The following is a 22,832-nucleotide window of genomic DNA, read 5'->3' as shown; positions in this document are numbered from 1 at the left end:
CTTGTAGCTCGTAGCTTGTAGCTCGTAACTCGTAACTCTATACGCTGAACGGCAACGAGTCTCCCTTTCTGAATACGCTGGACTCAAACGTAGCAATCAGCTTTCCATCTTGGTTGGTGATGTCTATCTGATAATATCCGGTAGTACGTCCGATGTATCGTTCGCGTGCTTCGGCATACAACGTATCGCCCGGACCACTGGCACGCAAAAAGGTGATATTGGAAGAAAGGGAGAATGCTAATGAGCCATGCGAATTGGCTGCGGCAGCCAGTGCCAAGTCGGCAAGGGTAAAAATAGCGCCTCCTTGTGTACGATGTCCTGCATTGAGATGATTCTCTGTGATAACAAGGCGTGCTTTACTATACCCTTCGCGCACTTCCAGCAATTCTACACCGGTTTGTTCTGCAAAGAGGTCTTTCTTAAAAAAATCTTGTGGAGTCATGTTTTTGATAGGTTTAAAAAGTTCAATCTGTATGATTTATGCGCAAATGTAACAATTTTACCCTTTTACTGGATAATTTGTGAGGGTCTTTTCTGTAAATCTGCGCTACATTTGCTGCTGAAAGAATACGAAACTTTAATAAACAAATCATTATTATGAAAACAATCCTCATGACATTGGGAGTATCTCTCCTTATTTTGGCAAGTTGCACAGGTCAGAAAAAGCAGGCTGAGAACAACTTCATCCAGGAGAATATTGATAATGCGGTGGCACAAGAAACTATCCAGACTGACATTATCGAGAAATCAGGGAAAATCCTGAACCCAAGAACCATCAACAAAGACGGTAGCATTGTTTATGTGCCCATTGATGACTGGTGCTCCGGCTTCTTCCCCGGCAATATCTGGTATACGTATGAACTGACAGGCGATAAAAAATGGTTGCCATTGGCTGAGAAGTATACCGAAGCGCTGGACTCTGTGCAATACCTCACCTGGCATCATGACGTAGGCTTTATGATTGGCAGCAGTTACCTCAACGGATATCGCTTTGCCAATAAAGAGGAATATAAACCCGTAGTTATCCAAACAGCCAAATCACTCTCCACCCGTTTCCGTCCGGCGGCAGGCGTATTGCAATCCTGGGATGCCGATAAAGGTTGGCAGGCCGAACGTGGCTGGAAATGCCCGGTTATCATCGATAATATGATGAATCTGGAACTGTTGTTCGAAGCATCCAAACTTTCGGGCGATTCAACCTATTATAATGTTGCTGTGAAACATGCCGATACAACGATGAAGAATCATTTCCGTGCTGATAACAGTTGCTACCATGTAGTGGATTACGACCCCGTGACCGGTGAAGTACGTAAGAAACAGACTGCACAAGGTTATGCCGACGAATCCGCTTGGGCACGCGGACAAGCATGGGCACTCTATGGATACACCATGTGTTACCGTTATACTCACGACCAGAAGTATCTGGATATGGCAGAGAAGATTTATAACTTCATCTTCAATAATCCGAACCTTCCCGAAGACCTTATTCCGTATTGGGACTTCGATGCTCCCAACATCCCGAACGAACCTCGTGATGCTTCGGCAGCAGCTTGTACGGCATCCGCTTTGTATGAACTGAGTACCTACATCCCCGGCAAGAACTATAAGGAAACGGCAGATAAGATAATGGAAAGCCTCGGTTCTCCCACCTATCGCGCCGAAGTAGGAACAAATGGCAACTTCATCCTGATGCACTCCGTAGGTAGTATACCTCATGGTGCCGAGATTGATGTTCCGTTGAACTATGCAGACTACTACTTCCTGGAAGGAATCATGCGCAAAAGGGACTTGGAAGCTAATAAGAAGCTCTTCTGAGGAATATAGAGACTTTATTTTAATATACATATTGAAGTGTAAATGATAATTTAGCGATTATATAGGTTATTGATATACGGACTATTTGTCATCCTGAGCGCAGTCGAAGGATCTACTCTCTCGGCATAAAGCTGCGCTATATAAGTAGGAGAAGAGATCCTTCGACTGCGCTCAGGATGACAGATACTATCGACTATCAGAAAGAAGTTGCTAAATTTTCATTTATCATTTTAAAACAATTTCTAAAGATAAAATGATAAATCGGTTTAGTTTGTTTTTGGGAGGCTTGGGCCTGTTTGCCCTGCAAGGCTGCAAAACTCAGCAGGAAGAGCAGGCGCAACTTCCAAATGTTATTTATGTCTTCCCCGACCAGTACCGCAATCAGGCAATGGAATTCTGGGGACAAGACGGGTTTCGCGACAAGGTGAACTTCCGCAACGACCCAGTGCATACACCCAACCTGAATAACTTTGCCCGTGAAGCACTGGTATTGAGTTCGGCTCAGAGTAACTGTCCGTTAAGTAGCCCCCACCGTGGCATGCTACTGACGGGTATGTATCCCAACAAGAGCGGTGTACCTTTGAATTGCAATTCAAGCCGCCCCATCAGCTCTTTGCGCGATGATGTGGACTGCATAGGCGATGTGTTCAGCAAATCGGGCTATGATTGTGCTTACTTTGGTAAACTGCATGCCGATTTCCCAACGCCGAACGACCCGCAACGCCCCGGTCAGTATGTAGAAGACCGTGTGCCTGCGTGGGATGCCTATACGCCTAAAGAACGCCGTCATGGTTTCAACTACTGGTATTCTTACGGTACATTCGACGAGCATAAAAATCCCCATTACTGGGACACAGAAGGAGAACGCCATGAACCGAAGGAATGGTCGCCGTTGCATGAATCCGGCATGGTGGTTTCCTATCTGAAAAACGAGGGGAACATACGCGACCCGAAGAAGCCGTTCTTCATTATGGTGGGCATGAATCCGCCTCACAGCCCGTACCGTTCGCTGGACGATTGTATGGAAGAGGACTTCAACCTGTATAAAGACCAGCCTTTGGACAGCCTGCTCATCCGTCCTAATGCGGACAAGAAACGTGAGAAGGCGGAGAGCGTCCGTTATTATTTTGCTTCCGTCACCGGTGTGGACCGTGCTTTCGGGCAAATACTGGAGACGCTGAAAGAACAGGGCCTGGATAAGAATACAATCGTTATCTTTGCTTCCGACCATGGCGAAACCATGTGCAGCCAGTTTACGGACGACCCGAAGAACTCCCCCTATTCCGAGTCTATGAATATCCCGTTCCTGGTGCGTTATCCCGGACATATCCAGCCGCGTGTGGATAATCTTCTGATGTCTGCACCCGATATCATGCCAACGGTTTTGGGCTTATGTGGTCTTGGCGATTCTATCCCTACCAATGTACAGGGACGCAACTGGGCACCTCTTTTCTTCGATGAAAAGGCGGAAATTGAACGTCCAGGCGGTGCTTTGTACATTCAGAATCTGGATGGAGAAAAAGATGCGGAGGGCAAAGTGCAGACTTACTTCCCTTCGTCAAGAGGATACAAGACAGCACGTTATACTTTGGCCTTCTTCATTGATAAGAAAGACCATAAGTTGAAGAAAACTTTGTTGTTTGATGATGAAAAAGACCCTTACCAGATGAATAATCTTCCGTTGGAAGAGAATCAGGAGATTGTTGCAGAGCTTTGTCGTGAGATGGGTAAAGAGTTGAAAGCAATAGATGATCCCTGGTATAAGGAACGTATTCTTTCTGACATGATAACTTATTAAATTGAAAATTGAGAATTAAAAATTGAAAAATATGCTGCGCAGTCATGCTGCATAGTATTTTTCAATTTTTAATTCTCAATTTTCAATTTACTTATTCAGTTTCCACTCACAACCGTCTTTTGTATCTTTAATGGCGAAACCAAGAGCAGTCAGCTCGTCACGAATCTGGTCGGAAGTAGCCCAGTCCTTATTGGCTTTCGCTTTCATGCGTTGTTCCAGCAACATGTCCACTACTTTGCCGAAAGCAATTTCACGCTCTTCGTTCGAGTCGTTTTCTTCTTTCAGTCCCAGAATGTCGAAGCAGAAGAGATGGAAAGTTTCTTTCAGGTCTTTCAGGTCTTCGGCAGTGATGGTGTCATTGCCTGCAATGATATTGTTTATCATACGGGCACCATCGAAGAGGTGGGCGATGACAATAGGAGTGTTCAAATCGTCATTCATGGCCTCGTAGCAGTTTTCACGCACCGATTTAACGTTTACGCTGGAACTGGAGGACGGGGTAATCTTTTCCAATCCGTTCACGGCATCCATTAGTCGTGCCAGTCCCTTTTCGGCTGCTTGCAGGGCTTCGTTGCTGAAGTCCACCGTGCTGCGGTAGTGTGCCTGTAGGATGAAAAAGCGGATGGTCATCGGACTGTAGGCCTGTGCCAGCAATTTGTGCGAGCCGTTGAAGAACTCATCCAGGTTGATAAAGTTGCCATAGGATTTACCCATCTTCTGTCCGTTGATGGTAATCATATTGTTGTGCATCCAGTAGTGCACCATATCATCGCCTTGCGACGCTACCGATTGTGCGATTTCGCATTCGTGATGAGGGAAGATTAGGTCCATGCCGCCACCGTGAATATCGAAGTGCTCACCGAGATATTTCTTACCCATAGCCGTACATTCGCAGTGCCAGCCCGGGAAACCGTCGCTCCACGGAGAGGGCCAACGCATGATGTGCTCCGGTTGGGCGCGCTTCCACAGGGCGAAGTCGGCAGGATTATGTTTCTCAGTTTGTCCGTCCAGTTCGCGGGTGGTATTCAGTACATCATCCAGATTGCGTCCGGACAACTTTCCGTAATGATAATCTTTATTATACTTTTCTACATCAAAGTAGACGGAACCTTCGCTTTCGTAAGCATAGCCATTGTCCAGGATTTCCTTGACAAGCTGTATCTGTTCGATGATGTGTCCCGAAGCATGAGGCTCGATGCTGGGCGGAAGTACGTTGAGCGCTTCCATAGCCTTGTGGTAGCGGTTTACGTAGTATTGCACCACTTCCATCGGCTCCAACTGTTCCAGACGGGCCTTCTTTGCGATCTTATCTTCGCCTTCGTCGGCATCGTGTTCCAGATGGCCTACGTCGGTGATGTTGCGCACGTAGCGCACCTTGTATCCCAGATGGGTGAGGTAGCGGAAAAGCAAATCGAAGGTAATGGCAGGACGTGCATGTCCCAGATGCGCGTCACCGTAAACGGTAGGACCGCAGACATACATCCCTACGTGTGGAGCGTGCAAAGGCACGAATAACTCCTTTTTCCTATCTAAGGTGTTGTAAATCGTCAGTTGATGTTCCATAACGTTTGATATTTAATTCATTTAAAAGCACAAAGTTACAACAATTTCATAAGATAATAAGTTCTTTTATTTATTTCTTGCTAATGTTTTTGATAAGTATGGTGGTTGGTTCCGGTATAATACTTTTTTGATTATCTACATGACAGATACTTTTAATGTATAAACTAATTACGACCATTTTTATCTCTTGCAAATCGGATACTCAGTCCTACTTTCAGGCTCAGATAGTTTCCCGATGTTTCTTTTACGCTGTATTGTTCCAGAATTTCCTGGGTGTATATATTGCTTCGCTGATAGTGGGCTGTGAATTTTCGTGTGTGCACCGTATAAGAAAGGTCTGCTGTCAGGGATACGATACGGGCTATTGCTTTGGAGATATAGATGCCGGGAGAGAAACAAAATCCGGATTGAGTCCTTTTGCCATTACCGAAGGTGACTTTAACCTGTTCTACCTGGTTGTTCCCTTCCTCTTTACAAAGGTAGTCTATTGTATTTGCAGCAGAGTATAGGGCGCAACCGAGGGCCATGTAGGGTCTGAAACTCCATGATTTTATATCCTGGCGATACATTGCTCCTATGGTATAAGTACTCTGCATTGAGTCTTCGTCAGTCAAGGAGCCGTTGTAGGTATAATAATAGGGGAGTGGTTGTTTTTCCATTTTGCTCATTAATCTTTCTGTAGAATAAGGAGAACAATCACCGGAGTTTAAACTCAAAGAAACTCCCCAGTGCTTATGGAAGAAATACTGGTATCTCATTAGCATACTCACGAATGCCCGTTTTTTACCTTGAAAGGCAATCTCGCCTATAGCACTCTTATACGAAGATGTATTGAGTTCAGCCCCAAAAGCAAGGTCGACGAAATGTTCATTTCTTCGTGCCGTTTCTTTTTGTGCATAACCTTGTGTGGATTCTGCGGCAAATAATGTGAAACATATTAAGGTGTAATATATAGTTTTCATGGAAGCCTTATTTTAGATTTAATAAAGGAGAACAGGGTCGGTTTCTTTTGATACCAGGCTTCCATCTTTCATTTCCAATTCAACGCGGAATTGATAGGTTCCGGACTGCGGATGGGTTAGTAAAACCTTGTAGAAAGAGCCTGTTCCTAAACTGGTGATAGGTTCTCCCTCTTGCAGACTGTCATCGGCAGGACTATTGAAATTCTCTCCTAATAATATTGCAGGGTACTCTTTGAATAAGTTGTAGATATCGCTTCCTGCAGGGTAGTCTTCATTGAAATCTGTTAATGTGATGATGCGGAAAGCAATGATCGGAGATTTCAGGATATTTATGTCAGACCACACTTCGTAGATTGGGGTGATACGTATTAAATAAGCCTCTTTGGGGCATTGATCGTTTTCAATAACCACCGGATATTCTCCGGAATTGTCATATTGTAACAGCTCGATGTTTGATATTTCATTGATTTCTTCAATGGCGCCTTCTTCGCAGCACATGGCTGCAGTCAAGAGGAATAACGTGCATAGTCCGGCATAGAGTGTGTGTTGGCTTTTCATGTTGAGTAGCTGTTTATGTGATTTACTTTCAATACATTGGAAAGCAAAGGTATGATAAAGTCTGTAAATATCATCTTTTTTTTCGAAGAAATAATTCTTACTTTTGTGCTCATGAAGTCTGATAAGTCTGTGTTGTTGGGTATGAGCGGTGGCACCGATAGTTCTGTTGCTGCCATGTTGTTGCAGGAAGCCGGTTATGAGGTAACCGGAGTTACGTTTCGTTTCTACGATTCGGAAGGTTTTGAAGGACATCTGGAAGATGCCCGCCGCCTTGCTTGCCGCCTGAACATTCCGCATATCATTTATGATGCCCGTGTGTTGTTTCGTGAACACATTATCAGCTATTTTATCCATGAGTATCTTTCTGCCCGTACTCCCGTGCCTTGCACCCTCTGCAATAATGAATTGAAATGGCCTCTACTGGCAAAGATTGCCGATGAAATGGGCATTTATTGGATTTCGACAGGACACTATGTGTGTAAAGTCTTCCAAGATGGTTTCTATTTTATAGCCCCGGCTGCCGACCGCGACAAAGACCAGACTTTCTTCCTGTGGGGCTTGAAACAGGATATTCTGGAACGTATGCTTCTCCCGATGGGCGACTGGGCAAAGAGCGAAGTGCGTGCTTATGCCGCTAAAAGAGGCTTCGAGCGGACAGCAACGAAGAAAGACAGTCTGGGTGTTTGCTTCTGCCCAATGGATTACCGCTCTTTTCTGCTCCGTGAAGTCTCTCCGGAACTATTGCCGGGAAAAGGCAGGTTTCTCGATGAAAGCGGCGATTTCTTAGGTTGGCACGAGGGTTATCCTTTCTATACGATAGGGCAGCGCAGGGGTCTGGGCATTCATCTGAATCGTCCTGTCTTTGTTAAAGAACTCAGAAAGGAAACGAATGAAGTAGTACTCGCCCCTCTCTCATCCCTATACAAAAACGAAATGTTGCTGAAAGACTGGAATATGGTAGATGACGTCCGGCTGCTTCATCGTGAAAATGTAATCGTCAAAATCCGCTATCGTAAGCAAGCAAACCATTGTACAGTCAGCCGGACAAAAGAGAATTATCTCCATGTACAACTCCACGAACCACTCGAATCTATTGCGTCCGGACAGGCAGCCGCATTCTATGACGAAGCAGGACTGCTGCTTGGAGGAGGTATCATTATATAATTTCTAATCACTATTCTTTTTAGTGTTACCTTATTTGTTTCCGAACAAAAAAATAGTTTACTCTGTTTGTAATAGAAAGACGTCTTGATTTTGTGAAACAATTAAAATAGAACTACCGTATGAAACGTATATATTTGATGATACTATTTGCCGCTATGGCAACAATCGTCTCTGCCCAAACGGACGATAAGGGATATAAAGAAGGAGCTTGGGTGCTGAAAGGTGTGACAGGTATTAACATGTCGCAAACTGCTATGTCGAACTGGTCTGCCGGTGGTGAAAACTCTATCGCCGGAAATGCTTACCTGAATGGTTCACTGACACATAAGAACGGAAACTGGTTATGGGTGACGAACCTGGTGTTGGATTATGGTCTGTCGAAGACAAAATCGCAAGGGATGAGAAAGAGTTCCGACAAGATAGGGTTATCTACTCAGTTGGGGTATGAGGCCACTAAAGTTTGGTATTATACGCTTATGGCAGATTTGAATACCCAGTTTGCCAAAGGATATAATTATCCGGACAAGAGCCACTACATATCTGATTTCTTTGCTCCGGCTTATTCTAATGTTGCCTTAGGTATGGAATATCGTCCTAAAAGTAATTATTCCGTATTCCTCTCGCCTGTCTCTACCAAGATGACCTTTGTGTCTGATGATTACCTTTCGGATTTGGGCTCCTTCGGTGTCGACCCGGGCGACCACTTCAAGATTGAAGCCGGTGCTTTCCTGAAAGCTCGTGCCGAACTGCCCGTCATGGAGAATGTGAATCTGATAACTACTGCCGACTTCTTCACTCCCTATAGTAAAGACTTTGGCAATGTGGATGTCAACTGGGATGTACTTGTCAGTATGAAAATCAATAAAGTGCTGTCTGCAACGCTGAATATGACTCTGAAGTATGACAACGATGTGAAGACTTTTGAAGATGATGGCACTCAGAGAGGACCGAAGGTGCAGTTCAAGGAGATATTAGGGATAGGGCTGGCTTATAACTTCTGATAGGCGTGTGAGTATGCTTTCAATGGGATAATCATTCCCGTTACTTTGCCAATGTTTTGCCACTTCGATGGCAGACTTTTGCCACCGTGATGGCAAGACTTTGCCACTTCGATGGCAAAACTTTGCCACAGGCTTGGCAAAATATTGGCAATACGGTGTGGAGAATCGGGATGTGTTTCAGGAGACTTTATTCAGTTCCAGCATTTCCTCAATATATTGCCTTGTATTACTCAGCCGTGGCACTTTATGTTGTCCGCCCAGTTTCCCTTTCTGTGCCAACCAGTCATGGAACAGCTCTTTGCGGGCAATAATCACTTCCAGCGGTTGCAGGGCAAGGTTATTCTGGCGTTTGGCTTCGTAATCGGAGTTCACTTCTTTCAGGGTGTCATCCAATATCTTAGCAAACTTTTCTACATTATCCGGCATCTGGGCAAACTCTATCAGCCATTGGTGGCGGCATTTAGCCTTGGCATCCATAAATACAGGTGCTGCCGAATAATCGGAAATCAGCGCTCCGGTAGCTTCGCAAGCCCTTGCCAGACCTTTTTCTGCATTATCCACAATCAGCTCTTCCCCAAAAGCATTGATGAAGTGCTTTGTACGTCCGGTGATGACAAATTTATACGGGGCTTTCTGCGTGAACTTTACAGTATCTCCAATCATGTAGCGCCACAGGCCGGCGGAGGTGGAGATGACCAATGCATAATTCTTTTCCACTTCTACTTCTTCCAGACAGTAAATGCGCGGATTTTCTTTGTCCACATCTTCCAGAGGAATGAATTCGTAGAAGATTCCGTAGTCAATCATCAGCAACATAGACGGGTCGTTCGGATCGTTCTGTGTGCCGAAGTACCCTTCGGAAGCATTGTACGTCTCCACATAGTGCATGTTGGATGAACGAATCACTTCTTTATATTGCTCACGGTAAGGAGTGAAGGCAACGCCACCGTGGAAGAAAACTTCCAGGTTAGGCCATATCTCTTCCAGGGATTGTTTACCGGTCTTTTCAAGAATATGCTTGATGAGTACCAGCATCCATGAAGGAACGCCGGACAGATTGGTTACATTTTGCGAAATGGTGCTGTTGGCTATAGCCACCATCTTGCTCTCGAAGTCACTCATGAGAGCAATCTTTTTGCTTGGGACGCGGACGCAATTCACCAACGGATATACGTTCTGTATCAGGATGGCAGAAAGGTCGCCTACTAAGCTATGTCTGGAATTGAGGTTGGGGCTGTGGCTTCCGCCCAGAATCAAGCCTTTTCCGGAGAAGAAACGGCTATCGGGGTTCTGTCCCAAATAGATGGCGACTGCATCTTTGCCGCCTTGGTAATGAGTATCATTCAACGATTCTCTGCTGACGGGCAGGAATTTGCTCTTGTCGTTCGTTGTACCCGAAGACTTGGCAAACCAACGTATTTCCGATGGCCAGAGCAGGTTCTGTTCTCCTGCACGCAGGCGTTCTACGTACGGCTTAACTTCTTCATAGGTTTGTATGGGAAGGCGTTTTCTGAAATCTTCATAAGTGTGGATGTTCTTATAATCATATTTCTTTCCCCATTCCGTATTTTCGGCCATACCCACCAGACGGTTCAGCACCTTGTGCTGTAGCTCTCCTGCGCGGTTAGCATAGAAGTCGATTTTTCTTAGGCGAGGGGCAAAATACACCTTATTCAACAATGTTGTGATATTCATCTCTCTTAGTTAAAACTATTTTGTTGCGCAAAAATAATCTTATTTATCGGCTTCTCTATCTTTTTTCTCTTTTTTTTCTATCTTTACGGACGTATTCAGTTGACAAGTTAACAAGTTGACCAGTTGGCAAGAGGAATAGACAACTTTCTTTGTCTCCTGAAGCCTTGTTAATTTGTTCCCTAAAAGATATATAGTTATGAGAATCGGTATTTTGACTTCGGGGGGCGATTGTCCCGGCATCAATGCCACCATTCGTGGAGTGTGCAAAACTGCAATCAACCATTACGGGATGGAAGTGATAGGCATTCATAGTGGCTTTCAGGGGTTGCTGACGAAAGATGTGGAGTCGTTTACCGATAAGTCTTTGTCAGGTTTATTAAATCTGGGCGGAACGATGCTCGGCACTTCCCGCGAGAAGCCTTTCAAGAAGAACGGAGTGATTTCTGATGTTAATAAGCCGGCACTGATTGAGCAGAATGTGAAGGAATTAGGGCTTGATTGCGTGGTTTGTATCGGTGGTAACGGTACGCAGAAGACTGCTGCAAAACTGGCTGCAATGGGGCTGAACATAGTATCTGTGCCTAAGACCATTGACAACGACATCTGGGGAACAGACTTTTCTTTCGGTTTCGACTCTGCCGTCAGCATTGCCACGGATGCCATCGACCGTCTGCACTCTACCGCCAGTTCGCACAAGCGGGTGATGGTGATTGAAGTGATGGGGCATAAGGCTGGCTGGATTGCACTCTATTCCGGCATGGCCGGCGGGGGTGATGTTATTCTGATACCCGAAATTCCTTATAATATCCATAATATAGGAGAGACGATCCTGAACCGCCTGAAGAAAGGAAAACCTTACTCCATCGTAGTGGTTGCCGAGGGCATACAGACGGATGGACGAAAACGTGCCGCCGAGTATATTGCTCAGGAGATAGAGTACGAGACGGGTATAGAAACCCGTGAAACGGTGCTTGGCTATATCCAGCGCGGTGGTTCGCCTACACCTTTCGACCGTAATCTCTCTACCCGTATGGGGGGACATGCTACGGAACTTATTGCGACGGGGCAGTTCGGCAGGATGATTACCCTGCAAGGGGATGAAATTTCGTCTGCCCCGCTGGCGGAGATAGCCGGTAAGCTGAAATTAGTGACAGAAGACCACGACCTGGTGGTGCAGGGGAGAAGGATGGGGATTTGTTTCGGGTAATTTATAGCCAATGCTCTTTCAGCCATTGCTGCTTACTGTTTCTTTGATAAGAAGCCTGCCATTGATGCAAGTTTTAACAATGACAGGCAACTTGTTTTGTTCTGAGTTATCTCGAACTCACGCTATAATAATACCTTAATGGACAGCATCACGTCTACCCTCAATACATTTATACGATTCCATTTATCTAACTCCAATGTTTCTTCCTTGCCTACTGTTTCTACTTCCAATGACGAGGTGTGCCCTCCCATTACTGAAATATTGGCGCCCATATAGAGATTTCTGTATAGATGGCGTGTAAGCGATAAATCTGCATTGGCACCCAGAAAACCTTTATTGCATTTGCGTTCCGTTTTCTTATTCAGACTTTTGCTGTTATAATGCATATAGCCTGCGCCTATCATGTAATCAAGACACCACTTTTCCGTGATCATGGTGCGATAACCTATCTGAGGCGCTATATAAAGCAGTTCCACGTCTTCAGCGATTTGTGTGCTTTTCGCTGAATCATCAACTTTCGCCAAATCATAATTTTCCGATGCGGAGAAAAGGTTGAATTTCAATCCGGCCTGGAACGCTTTATTCAGCAAATAGGATGCCTTGATATTTCCGCTGAACCCGTTTTTGTATTCTTTCCGGTAATCAACGCCATAAGAAGACAGGTTGGAGTGCCCGAAGACGCTTCCCGCTCCCAAATCTACAGATACGGAAAACTTGTTGTTGCCAACCGATTGAGCATTGATGAAGGCTGTGCTGATGAAGCACAGACAGAATGCAAGAAATATTTTTCTCATAACATTAAAGTTTTAAGTTGTTATTCTATCATTTTTACTTTTTATTCGACTACCCAAAGAACGGCACTGTTAGCTGCCACTTCAAGACTTGATTTCAATAAGTCCTTTTGTGCTTCAGTCAAGTTTGAATTCTGAATGATTTTTAAGTAGCCATCTAAATATTTTTTTGATTTGTTAATAATAAAATAAAGAGATAGAGCCTTAGGACTGTCTTAAGTGAATTCTTGTTTTGTGCAATTCTAATTTATTAGTTTATAAATGAAGTTATTATTCTTAAAAGGTAATATTCATATTCTCTTAAAAATAAGGGGAGCAAGCCTTTCTTTTTGACGAATTAGTTTTTCCCTTAAAAGTTAGCATTTACATTATATACATAGATCGTCTATATAGAAATCTCCGCTAAGTTTATATTCACTGCTAATAAGATCAATCGTGTATTTCCCATCATCCATTTTGGGCAATACAAGTATATATGGCTGACCGGAATATATAGAAATTATATTCGTATAAACGATATTTCCTGTGTTATCTTTGATGATAATCATAAGATTGTTTATAGTTATGTTTGAAGAGATACAGAACGTATTGCGTTCTTGTTCAATGAAAACATTACTAATAGGAACTTCATATTGTTTCTCGTCAGCTGCTTCTTTCTTTTCTAATTTAACAGGACTGTCTGACCAGCTGTTTAAGCAAAGTAATAAACAGATGCAACTTAAAAATAAATGTTTCATATCTATGTGTTTTTTGCAAAGCTCGTGAAAAATTCAGTTCATTGTACATCTTTTTATGTGCATTTTATGTGCATTTTGCTTGATGGGGGATAATTTGTGTACAAGAAATGTGCATTGACCAATATTATTATGTAAAAAGCTTGTTCTTTTATTTGTAAAAGAATTACTTTTGTGAGTATGAAACATATCTTATATCTATTTATTATCTTCTTTCTGTTAGGCTTCTGTGCTTGCAAAGAAAAAACTTATCCGCGATGTTTGCTTGTGGCGGATAGTCTGGTGGATGCTAATCCAGATAGCGCTATTTCTTTGCTTTGTTCTATAAAGGAGGATATGCTTGTGCAGTCAGAGGAGATACAAATGTATTATCACTTACTTTGTATAAAAGCGGATGATAAAGCCTATATTCCGCTGGAATCTGATAGTTTGATACTCTCCATATTACATTATTATATAGAAAAGAATGATAATAGACATCTTCCTGAAGCTTATTATTATGCAGGGCGGACCTGTCGTTCACTGGGGGATGCTCCTCAAGCTTTGAATTATTTTAATAAAACGTTGGAGGTTTTGGGAAATGATTCTTGCTATAAGCTAAGAAGTTTGTTGAATAGCCAAATGGGGTATATTTTCTTTGATCAAGGCATTTGGGATGAAGCAAGAAAAGTCTATGCTCAAGCTTATCGGTGGAGTGCATTAAAGAAAGATAGCGTATCCATGGTATATGATCTTAGGGATATCGCTTCTACATACAGCGATGCCGGTGTGATGGATAGTTCCCTGATTTTCTATCAGAAAGCATATGATTTGGCCTGCAATTTAAAGAATCACCGGCTCATGAATATGCTGCAAAGCCAGATTGCCAGAGTTTATAAGAAGACAGGAGAATATGATTTGGCAAAGAAAGCTTTGCAACCTTCACTGGTGGCAGTGGACGACAGAACGAAAAGTGCAGTATATTCTATAGCTGCTGATATACATTATAAGATGGGAGAAATGGATTCTGCCTTCTATTATTATAATGAATTGCTGGATGTTGGCGGCTTCCATGCCAAGACGGATGCATATTGGCACCTGGCCGAATTTGCTCTGGAGGAAGGGCAGGTTCAGAAAGCAAAGGAGTATCTTGAGCAGTATATAGCAGGCATTGATTCGGTCTGGAAACTCACTGATACGGAAACAATTCGTAAAATGCATTCTTACTATAATTATACATTGCGGGAAAGAGAGAATACTCTGTTGAAAGCTGAAAACAAAAAAGAAAAATTCTACTTGAAGTGCTTTGCAACAGGAGGTGTGATTGCTTTGTTGTATTTTATTGCATATTTTCAATATAGCCGGAGAAAGCATGCCCAGCTAAAATTGCAATTGATACAGCTGGAGCAGATTAAGGAGGAACAATACCGGAACAGTGTCCTGTTCATCGAAGAAAACCGGAGAATGCAGGAGGAGCTGGAACATATGCTTCAGGAGAATGATCGTTCTGAGTTGCAGAAGGAACAGGTGGAAAAACGGAAAGAGTACCTTTACTATACCGGAAAACGGGCGGAGCTGGGGTTGCAAGAGAGGGAACTGGCACACAAGGCGTTACTGGAATCTGACATCTGTAATTTATTTAAAGGGGCGTGTAGGGATAGCGCGGAAAGTCAAGTATCCGGTGAGGATTGGAGATTATTGGAGGAAGCGGTGAATGGGGCGTATGGAGGGTTTGTTGAGAAACTTTGCAGAATACATAGGCTCAACGAGCGCGAAGTTCGCATTTGTATTCTGATTAAAATTGGTATTTTGCCTAAAGACATGGCAAAACTAACGAATTATTCCAGAGAATCCATATCATCCGTCCGGCGAAGACTGTATGAGAAGTTCTTTGGCGAGAAAGGTACTCCGCAACAGTGGGATGAATTCATTGATTCGTTGTAGGAGTTAAGTCCGGCTCTTGAGCTTCCTCCGGTAGAGTGGTTTCTTCTACCTCTTCTTCTGTACACTCAGGTAAATGATTCTGCACTTTTGCGGCCTCTATTTCTTCTTTGAATGCTGCATCATTCTTTATCTTTTTCAAAGCAGCCTGTGCTGCATTCTGTTGAGATTCCTTTTTGGAATACCCTGTTCCTTTCCCGGCCGATATACCCTCTATGCGGATTTCGGTATGGAACATAGGGTTATAGTCTTCATCAAGGAACTGCTCGATGAGCTCGAATGAAACTTCTACCTTGTTCTTTTGGCTCCATTCAATCAGTTTCGATTTGAAATTGACCTCTTTACGGGACATCTTGTCGAGGTCGATGTAATTCTTAAATATTTTTTCCTCCATGAAGTACTTGCAACGATCGTAACCCTGGTCCAGATAAATGGCACCGATAAAGGCTTCGAATGCATTGCCGTACATGTAACTGTTATGCGAGGAAGAACGGGTGGAATATTTTACCAGCTTGTCCAGTCCGATTTCTACTGCCAACTTATTCAGTGTTTCCCGTTGCACGATTTTGGAACGTGTGTTCGTGAGGAAACCTTCGCGGCGACCTTCAAAATGCTTATAGACAATATCTCCCACGATGGCGTCAAGGATGGCGTCACCCAGAAACTCTAACCGTTCATTATTCAAAGGGCGTCCCTTCTCCGATCGGATAGAGGTGGATTTGTGCAACAATGCCTGCTGGTAGAGCTGGATGTTGCGGGGATAGAACCCCAGTATCTTATAAAAACAAAGATAAGACTCTCTATCCTTATGGAATAAGAGCCTTATCTTGTTTATTTGATTACGTAACACGACTGATTATTCTGCGTATTTCTTGAAGATAACACATGCATTATGACCACCAAATCCAAAAGTATTGGACAGGGCTACGTTCACTTCACGCTTTTGAGCTTTGTTGAACGTAAGATTCAGGTCATAGTCGATGTTTTCGTCATTATCACCCTCTTCGTGGTTGATAGTCGGAGGCACAATGCCGTTCTTAATAGCAAGGATACTTGCAATGGCTTCTACTGCACCAGCAGCACCCAACAAGTGACCGGTCATGGATTTCGTTGAACTAATGTTCAATTTATATGCATGTTGGCCAAATACCTCTTTGATTGCTTTAGCTTCCGATATATCACCTACAGGAGTAGAAGTACCGTGAACATTGATATAATCTACTTCATCAGGGGTCATTTCCGCATCTTCCAACGCGTTTCTCATTACTAACTTTGCTCCTAGACCTTCAGGGTGGGAAGCAGTCAGGTGGTGAGCGTCGGCAGACATTCCCACACCGGCAACTTCTGCATAAATCTTAGCACCACGTGCTTTGGCATGCTCCAGTTCTTCAAGAACAAGGCAACCGCCACCTTCACCCATCACAAATCCGTCGCGACTTGCGCTGAACGGACGGGATGCAGTTGTGGGAGATTCATTGCGGGTTGATAATGCATGCATAGCATTGAAACCACCTACACCGCCAACGGTGATTGCGGCTTCCGAACCACCACTCACGATAACATTAGCCTTACCCAGACGAATCAGGTTGAAGGCATCAGCAATAGCATTTGTGGAAGTGGCGCATGCAGAACAAGTTGCGTAGTTGGGACCGTGGAAACCATACATGATAGAAATCTGTCCGGCAGCAATATCCGAAATCATCTTGGGGATGAAGAACGGATTGAACTTAGGACCGTTTTCTTTACCGGTTAAGGCATAATTACTTACCTCTTCCTCAAATGTGCGGATACCACCAATACCGGCGCCAAAGATGACACCAATTCTGTTTAAGTCCTCATTTTCGACGTCAAGACCAGAGTCATCAACCGCTTCTTTGGCTACAGCGATGGCATATTGGGTATACACGTCCATCTTGCGGGCTTCTTTGCGGTCGATATATTTAGTTGCCTCGAAGTTTTTTACTTCACAGGCAAATTGGGTTTTGAAAAGGGAAGCGTCGAAATGAGTAATAGGTCCTGCTCCACTAACCCCATTCACAAGGTTTTCCCAGAATTCGGGAACGCTATTGCCAATGGGAGTAATGGCGCCAAGACCTGTTACTACAACTCTTTTTAATTCCATATTAAATTGATGGATAGAATTACTTAGCGTGTTCTTCGATGTAAGAAACGGCGTTACCTACAGTACCAATCTTTTCAGCTTGGTCATCCGGAATAGAGATACCGAATTCCTTTTCGAATTCCATGATAAGTTCTACAGTGTCAAGAGAATCTGCTCCTAAATCGTTAGTGAAGCTAGCTTCGGTTGTAACTTCTGATTCTTCAACGCCTAATTTGTCGACGATGATCGCTTTCACTCTTGATGCAATTTCAGACATAACTTTAAGTTTTTAATTAATAATTAGTTTTTTTCTTTAAATTTGCGGGGCAAAGGAATAAATATTTATCGTTACTCGCAAATATTTGGGGAATTAAATGCAAAGTTTTGCACATTTTTCACGGTTTTGTGCACTAAAAGTAGGTTTTATGAGGAAAAATATCGCAGTTTTAGCATCGGGAAGTGGAACGAATGCAGAGAATATCATTCGTTTTTTCCAGGAAAAAAGTTTGGCTTGTGTGGCTTTGGTTTTGACTAATCGGCAGAATGCGTTCGTTTTAGAGCGTGCTCGCGGGTTGGGAGTGCCTTGCCTTTATTTTTCCAAAAGTGATTGGGAGAGCGGAGAGGCGATTTTATCGGTGTTGCGGGAACATAAGATTGACTTTGTGGTGCTGGCCGGATTTTTGGCTCGTGTGCCGGATCGTGTTTTGCATGCTTATTCCAATAAAATGATAAATATACATCCTTCACTATTACCTAAGTTCGGCGGAAAAGGAATGTATGGTGACCGTGTGCACGAAGCAGTTATTGCTGCGGGTGAGAAGGAAAGTGGTATTACTATACATTATACTAATGAACATTATGATGAAGGAGCCATTATCTGCCAGGTGAAATGTCCGGTGTTGCCGGAAGATACTCCGGAAGAGTTGGCGCAACGTATTCATGTGCTGGAATATGAGGCTTATCCGAAAGTGATAGAACGCTTACTTGAATCCGAAGTTTAGAACACTTACCCCTGCGTCGTACCTTCTTCATACTTCCTTCGTACCTGGTTCGTACTTGCTTTGCTGTTTCTTGCCTTCTATAGAAGCGAAGAAGGAGTGAGGGAAGTGCATGCAGGAGGAGATTTTGACCAAAAGCTGATAATGGGTGAACTTTTCGGAGAAAAGAGTAGCCTGCTATTCCTTAGTAATAAGGTGGACTGAAAAGGCTGTCTTCTCACGTCGCAACGGATAGTCTCCTCTCAGTTGCTCAAACAGTTCGGGGTGCGTCTTCAATGCTTCACTGTCTTTTCGCGGGTCGTACATCTGCAGATAAGCCTCTGCTAGGGTGGAGGCGGTGATAATCGGATTTTCCGGCGCAGGCGGAGTGATGTTATATTCGGCTTGTATGCCGAAATGGCTGCAAAGGGAATCCAGGGACATGCGCGTGGCATTGGCTTTTCCGTCCGCCGAGTATCCGGCAATATGTGGCGTACCGATGAACACCTTGCTTAATAAGGTAAGATTAATGTCCGGCTCATTCTCCCATACATCAATAACGGCATCGGATATCTGTTTGGTCTCGAGTGCTTCCAATAAAGCATTTGTTTCTATTACTTCGCCACGGGAAGTGTTAATTATGACGGGGCGGCGTTTCAGTGAACGGAAGAACTTACCATCAGCCAGATGGAAAGTCTTGTATTTCCCTTCTTTATATAAAGGTACGTGGAAAGTGAGTACATCGCACTCTTCGGCAAGAAGTTGTAAGGGACTGAAATTAGTGCTCCCTTCTTCATCCTCCCGTGGCAGGTCGTTCTGCAGCACCTGCATGCCCAGTTCGCGAGCTACTTCTGCCACCTTGCTGCCCACATTGCCTACGCCCACAATACCGATTGTCATTTCTGATAGTTTCTTTCCTTTCAGAAGCTCCAGCAATAGGAGGGTGGATTGCAGATACTGGGCTACGGAGGCGGAGTTGCATCCCGGAGCATTCTTCCAGATGATGCCTGCCTGGCGGCAATATTCCGTATCTATGTGGTCGAAACCGATTGTGGCCGTAGCAATGAAACGTACCCGGCTTCCTTCCAGTAACTCGCGGTTGCAATGGGTGCGTGTGCGGATTATCAATGCATCTGCATCTTTCACTATGGCTGGCGTGAAATCTTTTCCGGGAACGTACACGACTTCGTCAGCTATCTTTTCGATAGCCTCTTTTATAAAAGGTATTTTATTGTCGACAATGACTTTCATTTCTGTTTTTCTTTCTATGATTGTTGCAGGCAAAGTTAGTCATAAAACCGGTAAACTGTTTGGTTGTGTGCTAAATAATACATAACTTTGTCAACTTGTACAAATGTTACGGTTTGTAGGATAAAGAAAAAACAGTTATAAGGAATGAAGTGTATCCATATCATTACGCCTGTAAAGGACTCCATAGAGTTAACTTTACAGACGGTTGATGCTATTATGGCATCTGACTTTAGAATTCCCTTTACTTATACTATCTATAATGATTTTAGTACGGAGGAGAATACGGCCAAGTTGCGGGAAGCTTCCCTGAAACTAGGTTGTGAATTAGTGAATCTTGCGGACATCACGAATCACCCTTCGCCCAATTATCTGCAGATTCTGCAAATAGCGCAAAAGCGTGCCATTGCGGAAGAAGCCGGGTTGCTCATAGTGGAATCTGATGTCGTAGTGAAGAAAAATACTTTGCAATCTTTGTTCGATGGCGCTTTGGAAAGGAAAGATTGTGGTATTGCTGCTGCTGTCACCGTAGATGGGAAAGGTGATATAAACTATCCTTATTTGTTTGCAAAAGGACGAGAGAACCAAGTGTTTTCCGAGAAGAAACATTGTAGCTTTTGTTGCTCTCTCCTAACGTTGAATTTCCTTCGCTCTTTTGATTTCCATCAGTTGAATCCGGAAAAGAACTGGCACGATGTGACAATTTCACATCAGTCATTGAAAGAAGGATTTCAAAATTATTTGTTTACCACACTTCCGGTGTGGCATCGTCCACATGGCAGTCGCCCGTGGAAGCAATTAAAGTATAAGAATCTGTTGAAGTATTACTGGTTGAAATATACAAAGGGACTGGATAAAATTTGAAAATGCTATGGAACATCGATTAGTATCTGTTATTATACCTATTTATAACATGGCAAAGTATCTGTGTGAGACTTTGGACTCGGTGCTTGCTTCAGATTATCCTAATTTTGAAGTGATACTGATGGACGACGGCTCCACAGACAACTCTTTGGATATTGCCAAAAAATATGCGGAAAAAGACCAGCGGATATTCGTATACACTCAGCCAAATGGGGGGCCGTGTGTTGCCCGTAATCATGCTATATCATTGTCTCATGGTGTGTATATACTGCCTGTGGATGCAGATAACCGAATCAGTTCAACATTCATAAGTCATGCTGTGGTGGAGCTGGAACGGGACCCGGAAGTAAAAGTTGTCTGTCCGCGAGCTGAGTTCATTGGCGACCGTAGTGGTGAGTGGAAGTTGCCACCCTTTTCTTTGGGATTGCTGGCCCGTAAAAATATGATAGATACCTGCGCACTTTACAGAAAAACAGAGTGGGAAAGAGTGGGTGGATACTGTGAAGAAATCATAGCGCGCGAAGACTGGGAATTCTGGATATCTGTGTTGAAAGATGGCGGAAAAGTGGTGCGTTTACCCCAGATAGAATTGTATTATCGTGTGCGTGCCGGATCAAAACGAATTATAGACCGCTCGTTAAAGCCGCATGTTACGAAGGTACTCAATAAGCGCCATGCCGAGTTCTTTGAACGGGAGTTGGGGGGAGTGTTGCGTTCCGTGCGTTCCTGGTCCAGGACCATCAATCGTATTGAGCGTTTTTTCAAGCCTCGGCATGTTGTTGTTTCTCCTGATTATGCAAGCATGAGTGATTTTGTAAAAGTGCTTCCGGTTATCTTTGAGCATCAGGGCACTGTCATCTATAAAGGGAGAAATGAATTGAGAGAATTTGATATAGAAGGGCAAAAAGTGGTTGTCAAGTCTTTCCAGATACCTCATTTGTTGAACCGGATTATCTATAACTTTTTTCGGGAATCTAAAGCCCGGCGTTCCTTTCGCTATGCGGCTATGTTGCGGCAATTTAATATAGGTTCGCCTGCTCCTGTTGGCTTTTGTTCTGTTTCCAGTTGGCTTTTGTTCGGTAAGAGCTATTTTGTTTCCTTAAAATCAGAATGCCCTTATACTTACAGGGATCTTTGGCAGGGAAATTTCTCGAATCAGGAAGAAATTCTTCGTGCTATAGCCCGTGCTACTGCTGCTTTGCATGAGCATGGAATTTTGCATAAGGACTACTCGGCAGGAAATATTCTATTTGCAGAAAAAACTGAGGGAGTTTCTGTAGAAATCATTGATTTGAACCGGATGCGCTTTGGTAAAGTGTCTATGGAAGAAGGGTGTAAGAATTTTGAAAGACTGCCCGGTACGGATGAGATGTTCACCATATTGGCCGATGAATATGCCAAATGTCGTGGTTTTGAAGCAGATAAGTGCTTGCTGCTGATAGAAAAGGCTCACAAGTCCTCTTTGACCTTTTCATCTAAGGTTTCCTGAGTAGATAACCATAGATTGTATCTTTGCCTTCGGGTGTGAGTGTGTTGAATTGTTTCTTATAAGTTAATTTGTGGAATCCGTAATTTGCACGGAATTCTTCCATAAGATTCTCGTCAAATGGCATGTTCAGGCACTTGGATAGATTGCTGATTTTTTGTAAAGGGACACTGTTTATCATTTCTGCAACAGCCGGGATATTCTCATAGGCTATTGCAAAGAGATAGTCGAAAAACAGGTAAGTAACGATTTGTTTGTGGTTCTTCCAGTAATTATAGAATATATCCAGTAAGAAAGCAGGTAGAATATTGTTTTTTCCACATGCCATAAAGAAAACGGTCCATCTGCCGTTTGCCACATTTGAGTTTCTTGCGATGTGGTGGCAAGTATAGAAATTAGCATCAGGAGTAATTATAGAGTCGATATCTCTGGTGAAAAGTATAGTACTGTCGGCCCATATCCCTCCATGTTGTTTGAGCAGGTTGATTCTTAGCAAATCACTGAAGTGGGTGAGGCTTATTTCTTTATTTTGCACTTTTTGCAGGATGTATTCCGGTATCTTGGCGTACTCTTGATAGTTTCTTTCTGTAATTAATATGACTGGATGGTTGCCCGCATGCCGTTGCACGGAAGCGTAGCAGACTTTAATAATGTCCGGCATGTTTTCTTCTCCCTGCCACCAGCATATCCAGATAGGGCATGTTGTGCCAATTGTTTTTTCTTCCGTATTTATATTCTTGTATTTCTTCAATATATCTTTTACGCCGGACTTATGCAGGATTACTGTTTTGAAGTATAGGTGTTTACTCTTGTGCAGAATCTTTTTCTCCACTGACTTGAAGAAAGATTTAACAGGACTGGATGGATTATTCAGATTTGTAGGATTCATACTTCTGTATTATAGGTTGTTGGTACAAAGATATAAGTTTGAGTAGAATTTTACCTACT

General features: G+C 43.4%; 21 protein-coding genes and 1 pseudogene. 10 read left to right on the top strand and 12 right to left on the bottom strand.

Features of this window, described 5'->3' with window-relative positions; translation table 11 throughout:
* Positions 1-37: 37 nt before the first annotated feature.
* Positions 38-442 carry a hotdog fold thioesterase gene (locus QZ135_RS16755; RefSeq protein WP_294611792.1) on the bottom strand — a complete coding sequence of 135 codons (405 nt, stop codon included), beginning with the start codon at positions 440-442 and terminating at the stop codon, positions 38-40.
* A gap of 155 nt (positions 443-597) precedes the next feature.
* On the opposite strand from QZ135_RS16755, the gene QZ135_RS16750 reads away from it, so the two are divergent.
* Both QZ135_RS16750 and QZ135_RS16745 read left to right on the top strand, forming a co-directional pair.
* On the top strand, positions 598-1,815 hold the full coding sequence (locus QZ135_RS16750) for a glycoside hydrolase family 88 protein (RefSeq protein ID WP_294611789.1): 1,218 nt from the start codon (positions 598-600) through the stop codon (positions 1,813-1,815).
* A 253-nt stretch (positions 1,816-2,068) separates the two neighbouring features.
* Positions 2,069-3,613, top strand: coding sequence for a sulfatase (locus tag QZ135_RS16745; RefSeq protein ID WP_294611786.1), 1,545 nt, complete (start codon positions 2,069-2,071; stop codon positions 3,611-3,613).
* An 87-nt stretch (positions 3,614-3,700) separates the two neighbouring features.
* Here QZ135_RS16745 and cysS read toward each other — a convergent pair whose 3' ends face one another.
* From cysS to QZ135_RS16730, 3 genes are all read right to left on the bottom strand, one after another.
* Positions 3,701-5,176, bottom strand: a complete 1,476-nt coding sequence (cysS, locus tag QZ135_RS16740; RefSeq protein WP_294611783.1) for a cysteine--tRNA ligase — start codon at positions 5,174-5,176, stop codon at positions 3,701-3,703.
* Positions 5,177-5,340: 164 nt separating this feature from the next.
* Positions 5,341-6,138: a hypothetical protein gene (locus QZ135_RS16735; protein ID WP_294611780.1), complete on the bottom strand. Its 798-nt coding sequence runs from the start codon at positions 6,136-6,138 to the stop codon at positions 5,341-5,343.
* A gap of 18 nt (positions 6,139-6,156) precedes the next feature.
* Complete coding sequence (locus QZ135_RS16730; RefSeq protein WP_294611777.1) at positions 6,157-6,696, bottom strand: DUF5034 domain-containing protein; 540 nt, start codon at positions 6,694-6,696, stop codon at positions 6,157-6,159.
* 111 nt (positions 6,697-6,807) lie between these two features.
* Here QZ135_RS16730 and mnmA point away from each other — a divergent pair, with 111 nt between their 5' ends.
* Together mnmA and QZ135_RS16720 are read left to right on the top strand one after the other, a co-directional pair.
* Positions 6,808-7,860, top strand: a complete 1,053-nt coding sequence (mnmA, locus tag QZ135_RS16725) for a tRNA 2-thiouridine(34) synthase MnmA (protein WP_294611795.1) — start codon at positions 6,808-6,810, stop codon at positions 7,858-7,860.
* A gap of 119 nt (positions 7,861-7,979) precedes the next feature.
* On the top strand, positions 7,980-8,861 hold the full coding sequence (locus tag QZ135_RS16720) for a DUF3078 domain-containing protein (RefSeq protein WP_294611773.1): 882 nt from the start codon (positions 7,980-7,982) through the stop codon (positions 8,859-8,861).
* A gap of 177 nt (positions 8,862-9,038) precedes the next feature.
* Here QZ135_RS16720 and QZ135_RS16715 read toward each other — a convergent pair whose 3' ends face one another.
* Complete coding sequence (locus tag QZ135_RS16715; protein WP_294611770.1) at positions 9,039-10,556, bottom strand: GH3 auxin-responsive promoter family protein; 1,518 nt, start codon at positions 10,554-10,556, stop codon at positions 9,039-9,041.
* A gap of 196 nt (positions 10,557-10,752) precedes the next feature.
* Here QZ135_RS16715 and QZ135_RS16710 point away from each other — a divergent pair, with 196 nt between their 5' ends.
* The gene (locus QZ135_RS16710; RefSeq protein WP_294611767.1) at positions 10,753-11,763 is read left to right on the top strand and encodes an ATP-dependent 6-phosphofructokinase; all 1,011 of its coding nucleotides are present in this window, start codon (positions 10,753-10,755) and stop codon (positions 11,761-11,763) included.
* A pseudogene (locus QZ135_RS16705) lies at positions 11,764-11,868 on the top strand (IS982 family transposase); the annotation flags it as partial.
* A gap of 17 nt (positions 11,869-11,885) precedes the next feature.
* On the opposite strand, the gene QZ135_RS16700 reads toward QZ135_RS16705, so the two are convergent.
* Both QZ135_RS16700 and QZ135_RS16695 read right to left on the bottom strand, forming a co-directional pair.
* Positions 11,886-12,557 (bottom strand): hypothetical protein, encoded by a 672-nt coding sequence (locus tag QZ135_RS16700; protein WP_294611765.1) that lies wholly within the window; start codon positions 12,555-12,557, stop codon positions 11,886-11,888.
* Between the two features lie 365 nt (positions 12,558-12,922).
* On the bottom strand, positions 12,923-13,291 hold the full coding sequence (locus tag QZ135_RS16695) for a DUF3244 domain-containing protein (RefSeq protein WP_294611763.1): 369 nt from the start codon (positions 13,289-13,291) through the stop codon (positions 12,923-12,925).
* 177 nt (positions 13,292-13,468) lie between these two features.
* Here QZ135_RS16695 and QZ135_RS16690 point away from each other — a divergent pair, with 177 nt between their 5' ends.
* Positions 13,469-15,211: a tetratricopeptide repeat protein gene (locus tag QZ135_RS16690; protein WP_294611761.1), complete on the top strand. Its 1,743-nt coding sequence runs from the start codon at positions 13,469-13,471 to the stop codon at positions 15,209-15,211.
* On the opposite strand, the gene rnc is transcribed toward QZ135_RS16690, so the two are convergent.
* From rnc to QZ135_RS16675, 3 genes are read right to left on the bottom strand one after another with little or no spacing between them, the layout of a single operon-like run.
* Positions 15,195-16,058, bottom strand: coding sequence for a ribonuclease III (rnc, locus tag QZ135_RS16685; RefSeq protein WP_294611758.1), 864 nt, complete (start codon positions 16,056-16,058; stop codon positions 15,195-15,197). The genes QZ135_RS16690 and rnc overlap by 17 nt on opposite strands.
* A gap of 6 nt (positions 16,059-16,064) precedes the next feature.
* Positions 16,065-17,330 (bottom strand): beta-ketoacyl-ACP synthase II, encoded by a 1,266-nt coding sequence (gene fabF, locus QZ135_RS16680; RefSeq protein ID WP_294611755.1) that lies wholly within the window; start codon positions 17,328-17,330, stop codon positions 16,065-16,067.
* Positions 17,331-17,349: 19 nt separating this feature from the next.
* Positions 17,350-17,586: an acyl carrier protein gene (locus QZ135_RS16675; protein WP_009129732.1), complete on the bottom strand. Its 237-nt coding sequence runs from the start codon at positions 17,584-17,586 to the stop codon at positions 17,350-17,352.
* Positions 17,587-17,734: 148 nt separating this feature from the next.
* Here QZ135_RS16675 and purN point away from each other — a divergent pair, with 148 nt between their 5' ends.
* Positions 17,735-18,310, top strand: a complete 576-nt coding sequence (gene purN, locus QZ135_RS16670) for a phosphoribosylglycinamide formyltransferase (RefSeq protein ID WP_294611750.1) — start codon at positions 17,735-17,737, stop codon at positions 18,308-18,310.
* Between the two features lie 174 nt (positions 18,311-18,484).
* On the opposite strand, the gene pdxB is transcribed toward purN, so the two are convergent.
* The gene (pdxB, locus tag QZ135_RS16665; protein WP_294611747.1) at positions 18,485-19,537 is read right to left on the bottom strand and encodes a 4-phosphoerythronate dehydrogenase PdxB; all 1,053 of its coding nucleotides are present in this window, start codon (positions 19,535-19,537) and stop codon (positions 18,485-18,487) included.
* Positions 19,538-19,681: 144 nt separating this feature from the next.
* On the opposite strand from pdxB, the gene QZ135_RS16660 reads away from it, so the two are divergent.
* Together QZ135_RS16660 and QZ135_RS16655 are read left to right on the top strand one after the other, a co-directional pair.
* Positions 19,682-20,398, top strand: coding sequence for a glycosyltransferase family 2 protein (locus QZ135_RS16660; protein WP_294611744.1), 717 nt, complete (start codon positions 19,682-19,684; stop codon positions 20,396-20,398).
* Positions 20,399-20,405: 7 nt separating this feature from the next.
* Positions 20,406-21,887: a glycosyltransferase gene (locus QZ135_RS16655; RefSeq protein ID WP_294611741.1), complete on the top strand. Its 1,482-nt coding sequence runs from the start codon at positions 20,406-20,408 to the stop codon at positions 21,885-21,887.
* Here QZ135_RS16655 and QZ135_RS16650 read toward each other — a convergent pair.
* Entirely contained in the window at positions 21,874-22,773 is a 900-nt protein-coding gene (locus QZ135_RS16650) for a capsular polysaccharide synthesis protein (protein WP_294611738.1), read from the bottom strand. The two genes, QZ135_RS16655 and QZ135_RS16650, sit on opposite strands and share 14 nt — an antisense overlap.
* Between the last annotated feature and the right edge of the window lie 59 nt (positions 22,774-22,832).

Origin of the sequence: uncultured Bacteroides sp. (genome assembly GCF_905207245.1) — a bacterium.
In the GTDB taxonomy this organism is placed as follows: Bacteria; Bacteroidota; Bacteroidia; order Bacteroidales; family Bacteroidaceae; genus Bacteroides.
This window is presented reverse-complemented; position numbering and strand designations above follow the sequence as displayed.